Annotated in this window: 10 protein-coding genes; 4 read left to right on the plus strand and 6 right to left on the minus strand. The window is 43.3% G+C overall.

Annotated elements, in window-relative coordinates:
- The first annotated feature begins 64 nt into the window (after window positions 1-64).
- Together ACXAC4_RS00570 and ACXAC4_RS00575 are read left to right on the plus strand one after the other, a co-directional pair.
- A complete protein-coding gene (locus ACXAC4_RS00570; protein WP_475158328.1) occupies window positions 65-2,794 on the plus strand; it encodes a putative bifunctional diguanylate cyclase/phosphodiesterase in 2,730 nt (909 codons plus the stop codon).
- A gap of 87 nt (window positions 2,795-2,881) precedes the next feature.
- Window positions 2,882-4,216: a tetratricopeptide repeat protein gene (locus ACXAC4_RS00575; protein WP_475158330.1), complete on the plus strand. Its 1,335-nt coding sequence runs from the start codon at window positions 2,882-2,884 to the stop codon at window positions 4,214-4,216.
- Window positions 4,217-4,307: 91 nt separating this feature from the next.
- On the opposite strand, the gene cysQ is transcribed toward ACXAC4_RS00575, so the two are convergent.
- Genes cysQ through cysG form a run of 6 tightly spaced genes read right to left on the minus strand, consistent with a single transcriptional unit; the run spans window position 4,308 to window position 11,222 of the window.
- A complete protein-coding gene (gene cysQ, locus ACXAC4_RS00580; RefSeq protein ID WP_475158332.1) occupies window positions 4,308-5,078 on the minus strand; it encodes a 3'(2'),5'-bisphosphate nucleotidase CysQ in 771 nt (256 codons plus the stop codon).
- Window positions 5,079-5,081: 3 nt separating this feature from the next.
- A complete protein-coding gene (cysC, locus tag ACXAC4_RS00585) occupies window positions 5,082-5,678 on the minus strand; it encodes an adenylyl-sulfate kinase (RefSeq protein WP_421965662.1) in 597 nt (198 codons plus the stop codon).
- A gap of 12 nt (window positions 5,679-5,690) precedes the next feature.
- The gene (locus ACXAC4_RS00590; RefSeq protein WP_475158334.1) at window positions 5,691-7,415 is read right to left on the minus strand and encodes an SLC13 family permease; all 1,725 of its coding nucleotides are present in this window, start codon (window positions 7,413-7,415) and stop codon (window positions 5,691-5,693) included.
- Window positions 7,416-7,448: 33 nt separating this feature from the next.
- A complete protein-coding gene (gene cysN / locus ACXAC4_RS00595) occupies window positions 7,449-8,864 on the minus strand; it encodes a sulfate adenylyltransferase subunit CysN (protein WP_058028503.1) in 1,416 nt (471 codons plus the stop codon).
- On the minus strand, window positions 8,864-9,763 hold the full coding sequence (gene cysD / locus ACXAC4_RS00600; protein ID WP_058028504.1) for a sulfate adenylyltransferase subunit CysD: 900 nt from the start codon (window positions 9,761-9,763) through the stop codon (window positions 8,864-8,866). Before cysD ends, cysN begins: the two co-directional genes overlap by 1 nt.
- Window positions 9,764-9,800: 37 nt before the next feature.
- The gene (gene cysG / locus ACXAC4_RS00605) at window positions 9,801-11,222 is read right to left on the minus strand and encodes a siroheme synthase CysG (protein WP_475164004.1); all 1,422 of its coding nucleotides are present in this window, start codon (window positions 11,220-11,222) and stop codon (window positions 9,801-9,803) included.
- Window positions 11,223-11,560: 338 nt separating this feature from the next.
- On the opposite strand from cysG, the gene deoC reads away from it, so the two are divergent.
- Complete coding sequence (gene deoC / locus ACXAC4_RS00610) at window positions 11,561-12,304, plus strand: deoxyribose-phosphate aldolase (protein ID WP_475158337.1); 744 nt, start codon at window positions 11,561-11,563, stop codon at window positions 12,302-12,304.
- Complete coding sequence (locus ACXAC4_RS00615) at window positions 12,297-12,797, plus strand: hypothetical protein (RefSeq protein ID WP_475158338.1); 501 nt, start codon at window positions 12,297-12,299, stop codon at window positions 12,795-12,797. The genes deoC and ACXAC4_RS00615 overlap by 8 nt, the downstream gene beginning before the upstream one ends.
- Window positions 12,798-12,834 lie beyond the last annotated feature (37 nt).

A 12,834-nucleotide genomic window follows, 5' to 3' on the forward strand; every position in this document is an offset into this window, starting at 1 on the left:
AAAATTAAAAGAAAGCTTTTATTCATTGCAAATAAGAATTATTATCGGTTCTATATAGGATACAGTGCTTTTTTATACGATGTCTATAGCGACCCGATTTATTTCTTTCCTTCGTTCACCGCTTCAGTCTGGGACAATTTATTGTGGACTCTTTATCTCTTTAATGGCCTATGTTGGTGCTGTCGTAAACGAGTATTACCATAAACAAGAAGCGCAAAGCGCTGATTTACAGCTTGTTCAATACGAGTATCAACTTAACTCTAAGCTGGATCAATTAGGGCACCTTATTTATGCCATAGATGCGTTTTTACCAGCGACATCGACGCAATCTCTGTTTCACCAAGTTGCTCACTCGCAGTTATCTAATAGTGAACTGCCGATCAGCTTAGAGGTGTATCATGCTATTACAGCATCAGATGTAGAAGGGCTTGAAAAGTTATATCAAGAAAATGGTTCTTTTGATTTTAGAGTACAAATACCTGATTTAGCCTCACCAGAAGATAGCTTCTTCACTATCGTAAATGCTGCCCCTTTAGCTGACTATGGACACACACTTGGTGAAAGCTGTGCGATGAAAGAAGCCTTTAATCATATGCTGTTTGATACGCAAACCTTGCAAACACTCAGTTGGCAAGACGGCAATAAGTGGAGTTTGATCTTACCTCGTCCTCAAGAATTTGGGCTGCAAACAGCCATTGGTTTGAGTTTTGAGTTATCGCTATTGCTTGAGGGGTTGTTTAGCCAAGTGTATCAAAATACTCAGCAGCATCTGAGAGTATTAACTGATGAGCGTGTGGTGTTTAACAGTGACTGGCAAGATAATTATCAACTCGCTGATCTAATGCCGAAAGTGTCTAGAGATATTGATTTTAATGGTCGAACTTTAACGTTACAGCTTTATACAAAGAAGCAGTTGAATCCCAATTTCCTAACAAGTAGGCAACTCATTATTATTGGTTTTGTTTTTGTTGCCAGCATTTGTGGGATCTTAGTATGGCTACAACTGAGAGCACTCGCTAACCGAAATCAGACTATCAATAATCTAGTCATAGAGCGCACCGCCAGTTTAGACCAAGCGAACCAAAAGGTGTTACGAGAATCAGACAAACGCTTACAAGCATTACAGCAGCAAGTTATGGCAGAGCGAAAATATAAAAGTTTGTTCGTGAACAGCCGAGAAGGGTTATTTGTACTCAATCATCGAGGTCAGATAATCGAGGCCAACCCTGCCTTTAAGCAGCTGCTCATGGGGGAGTCGGCATCGTTAGAGGGGGTCGCGCTAGAAGACTTTATACTTGATGAAGATGTAAAAGCTTTATGGCAGCAAGTGGTTGTAGATAAACAACAGCATAAAGAGTTAGATTGGTTAGCACGCAGTGATCAGCATGGCACGATTTGGCTAAGACAGAGCGGACATTGGTTACATCACCCTGATGCCGTACTGTACGAAGGCAGGATCACCGATATCACTCAAGATAAGCTATTTAATGAGCAGCTTAAGTATAAAGCGCGTCATGACAGTTTGACCGATCTGCTAAATCGTTTGGCTTTTTTGAAGTTGGTAGATGAAGCCAGAGAAAGTAGAGGAAAGACATTCATCTTACTCTATATCGACTTAGATAGGTTCAAACTCATAAACGATACCTTAGGGCATTTAGCGGGTGATAAATTGCTGGTGGAGTTTGCGGGTCGTATGCATCTATTGCTCGGTAGTTTTGCAGATATCGCTCGTCTTGGTGGTGATGAGTTTGCAGTGTTATTTGATTTAGAAAACTTAGAAAGACCACTCGAAGGCATACTTGAAGATATGCTGTCAGAGATCCGTAAGCCATTTACTTATAAACAGCATACCCATAGCGTAAGCGGCAGTATCGGTGTGCGCACATTCACAACGCCTTGCACTAATGTTAAAGCTGAAAAACTGTTACATGATGCCGATATTGCGATGTATGAGGCGAAGAAACGTGGCAAAAATGCGTTTCATATCTACACCCGAGATATTGCATGCCAGGCTGCGCGCAAAATTGAGATAGAGCGCGCACTTCAAGATATCAATTTAGATCAAGAGTTGTCTTTAAACTTCCAGCCAATCTATTGCCAAAGAGGCAAAATATTAAAAGGCTTTGAAGCTTTACTAAGGTGGCAAAGTCCTAGTTTGGGCTTTGTGAGTCCAGCAGAGTTCATTCCAATTGCAGAAGAGTGCGCCAAGATCACTATGTTAGGTCAATGGGTGTTTGCAAAAGCCATGGCGTTTATGAATCAACATAGTGGCAGCAATATATTTATGAGTGTGAATGTTTCGCCGTTACAATTACAGAGCCCGCAATTTATGGCTTGGTTGACCCAGAAATTTACTCACTCAGCATTGCAGCCTGAGCAGTTTAAAATTGAATTAACTGAGTCTGCGATGATGGCTACCGAAGATAACCTGGTAGAGCCACTCGAAGTACTGCATGAGCAAGGGTTTGGTATTTATATTGATGATTTTGGCACGGGTTACTCAAGCTTAGCACGTTTAAATCATTTACCTGTTGATGGTCTAAAAATAGATAGAGCGTTTATAGAAGGGATAGAAAGTGGTGAAAAACCAAGACAATTAATTGAAGCCATTTGCGCTATCGCCAAAAGTTTTAATTTGGTTGTGACTGCAGAAGGCATTGAACAATCCGAGCAGCTAGATGTGTTGGTGCAACTACACTGTCAACAAACCCAAGGATATTATATGAGTCGCCCATTAAATATTGATGACGCCAGTTCATTGTGTGCTCAGCAAAGGTTAGCCATAGTTAGTTAAACTGGGCATTCAACTTAGGCTGATATATATTTTGCGGTGCAAAGAACGATTTTGAGCGATGAGCTTGGCTAGAATAAAGGGAAGAGAATGAAAGTATCACAGATATCTATCGGGCTGGTGGCAGCGCTGATGCTCTCGGCCTGTACAAGTTTGGTTGAGAAAGGTGACAAGCTGTATGGCAAAGGCATGTACCAACAGGCAGCAGAATTCTACGAAAAAGCGCTTTTAGAGGACCCTGAAGACGTAGAAGCAAAACAGCGTCTTGCAGAAACGCGCAGTAAAATCATCGACCGAGGCTTGATTGAAGTACGCATGTTGCGCTTGGGCGCGAACTATAGAGGTGCAGCGAGTAAACTAGAGTCATTGTTGGCTAGTCAAAACCAATGGCATGTTGAGACTATGGGGGCGCAGGCAGCAACACAGCGTGAAGAAGTGCTAGCCGTAGAAGGGTGGTTAAAAACCGAAGCCAAGCAACTTGCGGGTTTATCGCAACCAGATCCATTTAAGTGGTTTGAGCATGAGTATCGTAATTTAATTGCCAATGCACAGCTTGCAGGTGAATTGCAGCAATACAGAGACACTTTAGATAAAGCCGGTAAACAACAATGTCTAGCTTTGGCAGAGCAAGTACAAGGTCAACGCTTTTATTTACATGAGTTGACGCAGCGATACTGTGCTCTGTGGCAACAACCTGTGAGTTTAACATTAGATAAATCTGATAAATCACGCTTTACTGGTTTGAAAGTGAGTAAGCGAGAACGTTTTAAAACATCCAATGCTCAGGCCCATCGCTATGCGCTGCGTAATACGCAAGCAGAGCTTGAGCAAGCCTTTCAATCTAGTCCTTGGTTTAGTCACGCAGGCACTGCCGCTTTATCTCTCACCTTGGAGGGCAAAGCACAATACCGCAAACAAACGTCTTACCGACAGGTTGAAAAGCGATATGTAGTAACTGAACTAAAGCCAGATCCAAAAGATGCAAATAATAAGTTGGCGACCGATGTCGAAAAGGTATTCGCCTATCAGCTAAAGGAACATCAAGAAACCTACTCAGTGAATGTAAGCTACTCGGGTAACTTGCTAGAACTGCGCTTATCTAACAGTGAATCAGGCTCTTACGATAATCTCACCCGCAGTCATAATATTGAGTTTGCAGAGGCTGATGTCACTCCGCTCAGTGCTGATTATCTCAATCAAATACAAAAGTTTGAACAGCACTTAACGCAATTAAGTACAGACTTTAGTGGAGATCTGAATAAGCTTTGGCAGCAAAAGTATTGCTCTATGGTCAATCAGTCATTTGTCGCTGAGCAAGCTTTACGCTGTGCTCAGATTGAACCAAATAATGACTTTGTGAACCGCTGGGTTAAGCAAACATTTGGGGTGGACTACAAAGCGATGCAGGTGCTGTACGGAATTTAATAGGATTGTTGTCTAATACAACTAAAAAAGCGAAGCCTTGTTACAAGTGCTTCGCTTTTTTATTTAGTTTGTACAAGTTCAGCAAGTACGTTTAAGCCTCTAACCTCGATACAATAAAGTAAGGGTTAAGGTAACTTTCTTTTTGATTGTACGTCAGTGCTGAACCATCAACTTGGGTAATGGTCGCGCCTGCAATTTCAGCCACAGCATGACCCGCACCTGTATCCCACTCAGACGTAGGACCTAAACGCGGGTAAACATCTGCTTCGCCTTCTGCGACAAGGCAAAGCTTTAGAGAGCTGCCTTTCGGTACCATTTCTACTTCATTAAACTGCTCAAGATAAGCGGCTAAATCAGGCGATGGATGTGAGCGAGAGCCCACTACTTTGATAAGACCAGTATTGGCTTTCTTAGTGACTTTGAGTTCTATACGTGCTTCGTCGCATTGCTTGAATGCTCCAACGGCTTCTGCAGCAAGGTAACTGACATTTAAAGCAGGTGCGTGTACCACGCCTAAAATAGGTTTACCAGCTTTGATAAGCGCGATATTAACGGTGAATTCGCCATTCTTTTTAATGAACTCTTTGGTGCCATCAATTGGGTCAACTAGCCAATACTGGTTCCAAGTTTGACGTGTTGCCCAATCAATACCAGCACTTTCTTCACTTAATACCGGAATATCAGGGGTAAGCTGTTGCAAACCAGCCGCAATGACTTTGTGTGCAGCCAGATCCGCATCGGTCACTGGACTTTCATCTTCTTTGTACTCAACGTTAAAGTCTTTCGCATAGATGCCCATAATGGCATCGCCTGCTTCAACGCTCAGTTGTAAAATTTCTTCTAACAGATCCGTTTGATTCATTACTTATCCAATTACTTGCTTGTCTTTCAGATACGCTACCAGTTGTTGTACTGATTGTTCAAGGCTATTCGCGCTGGTATCGATGCGGATCTCAGGATTAACAGGTACTTGGTAGTCTGAGTCTATGCCAGTGAAGTGTTTAATTTCACCTGCGCGGGCTTTCTTGTATAAGCCTTTCGGGTCGCGTTGCTCACAAACATCTAACGGTGTATCTAAAAAGACTTCGATGAATTCACCGTCACCGACAAGGTTACGTACCATGTCGCGCTCAGCTTGGAATGGCGAGATAAACGCGGTGAGTACCACAAGTCCAGCGTCTACCATAAGCTTGCTTAGCTCACCAACACGGCGAATATTTTCGACGCGATCTGCATCGCTGAAGCCTAAGTCTTTGCACAAACCATGGCGCACGTTGTCGCCATCAAGTAGATAAGTGTGTACGCCTTGCTGGTGAAGGGCACTTTCTAGTGCGCCTGCAACGGTACTTTTACCTGAGCCTGAAAAACCGGTGAACCATAAAATCACTGGTTTGTGACCTTTTTGCTCGCTGCGTTGTGACTTATTTACGGCATAGTTATGCCAAACGATATTTTCATCCATTGCATCACCTATTTAAAAAGGGAAAACCAGCGGTATTAAGGTCAACACCGTGATTGAATAAATAATTGAAAGCGGTAAGCCGACCGTAACATAATCTTTAATACGGTAGTTACCTGCACTGTACACCATGAGGTTGGTTTGATAGCCAAATGGTGAAATAAAACTCGCCGATGCGCCAAATGCCACCGCCATTACAAAGGGTAATGGACTCACATCAAAACCAATGGCGAGTGCAAAGGCCACTGGGAAAGAAAGCGCTGCCGCTGCGTTATTGGTAATGAGCTCAGTGAAAATCACGGTCATTACAAAAATAGCGATAAAAGCACCATAAGGACCGAAGTCGCCAAGCAGATAAAACAGCGCATCTGATATTTGTGATGCCAGCCCGGTATCTATCATGAGCTTGGCCAAACCAATGGCGCTTCCGACAATGGCAAGTAGTTCAATTGGGAAGCGACGTTTTAGCTCTGTCACTTTTATCGCGCCCATTGCAAATAGCGCGATTAAGAATACCAGTAACCCCTTAACCAGTGGTACCACATCAAAAATGCTTAACCCGATAACGGCCACAAAACCCGCTAATACCAAATTAGATTTTTTCGACTTAAGATGGGTTTGTAAATCAAGACCAGAAATATAAACGAACTCGCGCTTCAAGTTAGGCAACTGATAGAACTCAGCACCCGGTGCTAATATAAGTGAATCACCTGCTTGCAAGCGCACTTGTCCTAAACCACCTTGCAGTCGGTCATGACCTCGGCGGATAGCAATTACGGCTGCATGTACTTGTTCACGAAAGCGCACTTCTTTGACAGTTTTACCGACAAAGCGAGACGACTGGCTGATCACCACTTCGACTAAATGCTCGACGTCTTTTTCATGCTTGTCATGGACGATTTTTAAACCATCAAAACGTTGTAATAAAGGTACTGATTTGATGTCGCCAACAAACAATAAGATGTCGCCTTGTTGAATAACTTGCTGAGGCGTCACGGCACAAATACGACGGTCACCATGAATGATTTCAGCTAAGAATAAATCTTTTAAATCACGCAGACCGTTTTCTTCTACGGTGCGGCCAATCAGTTTTGAACCAGCTTCGACTTTGCCTTCAAGGTAAAAAGGCACCACTTCTTGGTCTTGTTTACCGTGATCAGGTAAATACTTTAGTAGCACGATAATGGTGATCAGGCCGACACTGAGTGCGCCTAAGCCCACTAAAGTAAAATCAAAAAAGCCCAGTGGTTGCATGCCTGCTTCGACGGCAAAACCATTGACGATTAAATTTGTAGAGGTGCCGATAAGGGTTAAGGTGCCCCCTAAAATGGCGGTATAAGACAGCGGTAATAATAATTTAGAAGGCGAGTGGGTTGGGCTGTCTTTTATCGCTGAAATTAACGACGCCACCACTGCGGTATTATTAGTAAAAGACGATAAAAACGCAGTAGATAAGCCAAGCTTCATCACTGATTTAGAAAGACTGCCTTTTGCTAACGATTGTGCAAGGCCTTGCACTAGGGTTGTTTTCTCGATGGCAATCGACACCAAGATCAACAGAATAAGGGTAATGAGAGATGGGTTAGCATAGTTTGCTAACATCTCTTCTAACTCAATGAGACCAGTTAAATAGCCGGTGCCAATGGCACCGACAAATAACCAAGCTGGATTGAGGCGAGTGCCAAAGAGGCAGCCCACCAATGCCAGCATAATACCTGTTAATATGATCTGTTCGTACATTATTTAAAATTCCACATAACAGGCATAAACAGCTTATTTAAGCTTAGTAATGTCAAGCGCTTGCCAATGCGGGAAGTGCTTGCGAACTAGGGCATTAAACTCAACTTCAAAGTCGCTAAACTCAGAGTTTTGCGTTGCTTGCTCTGAAAGAAGCGCTTCAATCATACCAGCACCAATCGTCAGGTTTGATAAACGGTCGATCAGAATGAATGCGCCAGTTTCGTGGTTGTTGCGGTACACATCAGCAACAATGCTCTCTGTCAGCTCAAGCGTTACAATAGCAATTTCGTTTAACTGTAGGCTGTCAGCTTGACCTTGCTCTAATGTATTTACATCAATAGTGTGGTCAATTTTCTTCACGATAGCGGCGGTGTTTTTGCTACCTAACTTGAAGTTATAGCTCTTACCTAGCACTAATGGTTCTTCGTGCATCCACACAAGCTTTGCTTGCACTTGGTTTGTTACAGCAGCTGTTGAGTCAGCAGGCACGATCACATCACCACGGCTTACATCAACTTCATCGTTTAATGTAATTGTGAATGCTTGACCTGTTTGCGCTTGCTCTAAGTTACCGTCAAAGGTCACTAGCTCTTTGATGCTAGATTGCTTGCCAGATGGTAACACCTTAACCGCTTGACCAACCGTTAATGAACCCGATGTTAATGTGCCTTGGAAGCCGCGGAAATCAAGGTTTGGACGAACCACATACTGAACAGGGAAGCGCGCTTCAAAGTCTGTGTTCGCTTGTGCTGCTGGAGAATCTTCAAGTAGCTCAAGCAGTGGCTTATCTGTGTAATACGGTGTGTGCTCAGAACGCGTTACGACGTTGTCGCCTTTAAGCGCAGACATAGGCACAAACTTGATGTCAGATACATTTAACTGCTCAGCAAACTTTAAGTAGTCAGCTTTGATTTTTTCAAATACGGCTTCGTCAAAGTCCACGATGTCCATCTTGTTGATGGCAACAACGAACTGCTTGATACCTAATGAATCACAGATAAAGCTATGACGCTTAGTTTGAATTTGCACACCGTAGCGCGCATCAACTAAGATGATAGCCAAGTCACTCGTAGACGCACCCGTTACCATGTTACGTGTGTATTGCTCGTGTCCTGGTGTGTCCGCAATGATGAATTTACGCTTAGCAGTCGAGAAATAACGGTAAGCAACATCAATTGTAATACCTTGTTCACGCTCAGCTTGAAGACCGTCAACCAGTAGTGCTAAATCTAGCTCTTCACCTGCGTTACCCACTTTTTCGTTGTCTTTATGAAGTGCTGCCAGCTGATCTTCATAAATCTGGTGGCTGTCGTGTAATAGACGACCGATAAGCGTTGATTTGCCGTCATCTACGCTACCACAAGTCATCATGCGTAAAAGGCTTTTGTCTTGTTGGCGCGCTAGATAAGCGTCGATACCTAATTCTCTTACTTCATTTGCCGTAGACATTAGAAATACCCCTCACGTTTTTTCTTCTCCATCGAGCCTGATGAATCATGGTCAATTACTCGGCCTTCACGCTCAGAAGAGGTAGAAAGCAACATTTCTTCGATGATGCCAGTCAGAGTGTTTGCTTCTGACTCAACCGCACCAGTTAGTGGGTAACAGCCTAACGTACGGAAACGCACTGATTTCATCTCAGGCACTTCGCCTTCGTTTAATGGCATACGCTCATCGTCAACCATGATTAACGTACCGTCGCGCTCAACAACAGGGCGCTTTTCAGAAAGGTACAATGGCACGATTTCGATATTTTCTTGATAGATGTATTGCCAAATGTCTAGCTCAGTCCAGTTAGATAGTGGGAATACACGGATTGATTCGCCTGGGTTAACCTGACCGTTGTAGGTGTTCCAAAGCTCAGGGCGTTGGTTCTTAGGGTCCCAACGGTGGTGCTTATCACGGAATGAGTACACACGCTCTTTCGCACGTGACTTTTCTTCGTCACGACGCGCACCACCAAAAGCAGCATCAAAGCCGTATTTGTCTAATGCTTGTTTTAAGCCTTGTGTTTTCATCACGTCAGTGTGCTTAGCTGAACCGTGCGTAAACGGACCCACGCCCATGGCAATACCTTCTGGGTTTTTGTGGACGATTAAGTCAAAGTTATATTCTTTTGCTAAGCGGTCACGGAATTCGATCATCTCGCGGAATTTCCAATCTGTGTCTACGTGTAGTAGAGGGAAAGGAATTTTCGCTGGGAAGAATGCTTTACGCGCTAAGTGTAAAAGTACCGATGAATCTTTACCGATAGAGTAAAGCATCACTGGGTTTTCAAACTCGGCTGCGACTTCGCGAATAATCTTTATACTTTCAGCTTCTAATTGCTGAAGGTGTGTTAAAGCCATTGTCGTCGTCCTACTTAAAAATTAAAAAATAAAATCGTTACGCCACATCGGTCAGTGGCTGAGCAAAACTGCTGATCTGTGCACTTTGCCCAAACCAAGCTAACTCTTCATGTAAAGCAGCTACCTCTCCGATAATCAGTAGTGCTGGTGAGACAATCTCATGTGCCTCAATTTGTTCGGCCAATTGACCTAATTCGGTTCTAACCACGCGTTGATTCTTACGGGTACCATTTTCAACGATTGCAACTGGGGTGTTAGCACTGCGGCCATGTTCAAGTAATTTAGCCTGAATATGCGGTGATTTGATCACACCCATGTAAATTGCCAGTGTTTGGTTAGGCTTAGCAAGCCCTTGCCAATCTAACTCTTGGCCGTCTTTTTTACAGTGACCTGTTACAAACTGGATTGCTTGTGCATGATCTCTGTGCGTCAAAGGAATACCTGCATAAGCGCTACACCCAGCTGCGGCAGTAATGCCCGGTACGATTTGATAACGTACATCATGGGCTTTCAGTACTTGTACTTCTTCACCACCACGGCCGTAAATAAACGGATCGCCACCTTTGATACGGCAAACTTTTTTGCCTTGTTTCGCAAGGTCGACCAACATTTGATTGGTGTCTTCTTGCTTAACACTGTGGTAGTTAAGGCGTTTACCGACACAAATTAAATCTGCATCGCGACGTACTAGATCCATAATCTCATCAGAGACGAGGTAGTCATACACCACAACATCGGCTTGTTGCATAAGTTGAAGCGCTTTGAGTGTTAGTAGCTCAGGATCGCCTGGGCCTGCACCAATTACATATACTTCACCTTCCGGCTCAGCTTTAGCGTCGAGCATTTCGTGTAGCTGTTCGGTCGCAGCCTCGGTATCGCCTACCTGTACTTTACTCACCACGCTTGAATCGAACACGCTTTCCCAAAACTGGCGGCGATCGGCAAAATGCTTAAAGCGTGCCTTTACCTTATCTCTGAAGCTGCCTACTAAGGTTGCTAATGGGCCAATGTGCTGTGGAATAAGCGTTTCTAACTTCTCACGTAAACGTCGTGCTAAAACTGGCGCAGTGCCTGCGCTTGAAATAGCAATGGTAATAGGGTCACGGTCTACAATAGACGGGAAAATAAACGAGCACTTAGGCTGGTCGTCTACCACGTTGACGAAAATATTATGCTGGTTTGCTAATTCAAATACGGTGTTATTAACAGACTCAACATCAGTAGCGGCAATAACAAGCATTTTGCCTACAAGATGTGACTCATTAAAATAGTCTTGAATGAGTGTTACTTCGCCTTCTAGCTCGGCATCGAGTAATTCATGGCAGAACTCAGGGGCCACAATCGTTACATCCGCACGTGCTTTTAAAAATGCACGCGCCTTACGAAGTGCAACATCACCACCGCCGACAACCAGCACCGGTTTGTTATCAAGTTTGGTAAAGATAGGTAAGTACTGCACCATTTGCCCCTTAGTTATATTCATATTCTGCTATTTTTATCGTGCAGAACATTACAGAGCAGCAGAATATAGCGGCTTTGAAACAGGAAAAAATAATTAAAACCTAGTCTATATAACTAAAAGTTATAGAAGGGGGTTTAATTTGGTTTAAGGCTTTATTTACAAGCCCTTGAGCTAAGTTTCAGCTATTTAATTTAGCTTATTATGTTTGGTTATGAGATATGCTAAACAGATAAATTTGATTTTGAGCAGAGTCTTTAGCGGACATATGCCCTAGGATTGAGAGGATACATTCACTTAACTATGGTGAATGACTGATACATACACGGGAAAGTACCATGACAATACAACAAGATGCAGCACAAGCATTGTCCCTAATGGACCTCACATCTCTAAATGAAAACGATACAGAGCAATCTATATTGGCATTGCTAGATAGTGTGCGCCCTGAGATTGGTCTGCCAGCTGCCATTTGCGTCTATTCACAATTTGTTGGTTTAGTAAAAAAAGAGCTGGCAAGAAGAAACTGGCAGTCAGTTAAAGTTGCAACAGTGACAAACTTTTATGATGGCGAGCAGTCATTAGACTTGGTGCTTAATGAAACAAAACAAGCTTTATTAGACGGGGCTGACGAAATTGATTTAGTGATCCCATATAAAGAAGTGATACAGGGCGAGCTAGAGAATACCAAACTGTATGTTCATAAGAGCAAGCAGTTATGCACAGAGCATGATGCTTGTCTCAAAGTAATCATAGAAAGTGGTGAGCTAAAAGCGCCTGAGCTTATTTGCAAAGCAAGTAGCTTAGTGATAGAAGCGGGTGCAGACTTTATTAAAACTAGCACCGGAAAAGTGCCTGTTAATGCCACTTTAGAAGCAACTGAAATTATGCTTGATGCAATTAATTCATCAGGCCGAGAAGTGGGCTTTAAAGCGGCGGGTGGAGTAAGAACAGTGGGAGATGCGAGTGCTTACTTACGACTTGCTGAACAAAAACTCGAATGCGATAGTTTGACGCCAGCGCAATTCAGATTCGGCGCATCAGGCTTACTAAAAGATATTCATAACACCTTAGATGCATAGATACAGTGAGCAAGAAAAAATAGAACTTGAGCATGAAGCGGCCAAGTTATTTTTAAAATGTTACGAAAAGGCGTATGGCACCCCTATGCGCCATATCTGGCATAATGAACCACGAAAACCCGATGTCAGCTGTTACCAAGGTGATCAGAAACTCGACATTGAAGTGGCGCATTTGTATGCCAGTGAAACCGAAGCTATGGCTGTACTTGGCAGACCGCTATCGTTATCGATGCAACAAGAATTGGCTGTGATGTCTCAGGCACCGTCTGAACAGCAGCTCAAAGTGGCATTAGGACGGTTGTTGAATCAAAAAGCCAAGAAAAGCTATCAATCAGAGCGGACATGGTTGTTGATCCGTAACGCCAGTCCGATTTGGCATTACGATAATTTTAAAAATGTGCAGGCACAATTAAGCTTTCCAGATACCCACCCATTTGAGCAAATCTGGTTATTGTGTGATTTTCATCATGGTGACTTGTTACAGCTGGCATAATCGTTAAAATGCGTGAATGTTTTTGTTTGATTTATAA

The organism is Pseudoalteromonas sp. AWM4_233 (assembly GCF_056158285.1).

What these genes read in the sequence shown, in the direction of transcription:
- ACXAC4_RS00575 (WP_475158330.1), top strand. Translation starts at nt 2,882, where the DNA reads ATGAAAGTATCACAGATATCTATCGGGCTGGTGGCAGCGCTGATGCTC.
- cysQ (WP_475158332.1), bottom strand. Translation starts at nt 5,078, where the DNA reads ATGAATCAAACGGATCTGTTAGAAGAAATTTTACAACTGAGCGTTGAA.
- cysC (WP_421965662.1), bottom strand. Translation starts at nt 5,678, where the DNA reads ATGGATGAAAATATCGTTTGGCATAACTATGCCGTAAATAAGTCACAA.
- ACXAC4_RS00590 (WP_475158334.1), bottom strand. Translation starts at nt 7,415, where the DNA reads ATGTACGAACAGATCATATTAACAGGTATTATGCTGGCATTGGTGGGC.
- cysN (WP_058028503.1), bottom strand. Translation starts at nt 8,864, where the DNA reads ATGTCTACGGCAAATGAAGTAAGAGAATTAGGTATCGACGCTTATCTA.
- cysD (WP_058028504.1), bottom strand. Translation starts at nt 9,763, where the DNA reads ATGGCTTTAACACACCTTCAGCAATTAGAAGCTGAAAGTATAAAGATT.
- deoC (WP_475158337.1), top strand. Translation starts at nt 11,561, where the DNA reads ATGACAATACAACAAGATGCAGCACAAGCATTGTCCCTAATGGACCTC.
- ACXAC4_RS00615 (WP_475158338.1), top strand. Translation starts at nt 12,297, where the DNA reads ATGCATAGATACAGTGAGCAAGAAAAAATAGAACTTGAGCATGAAGCG.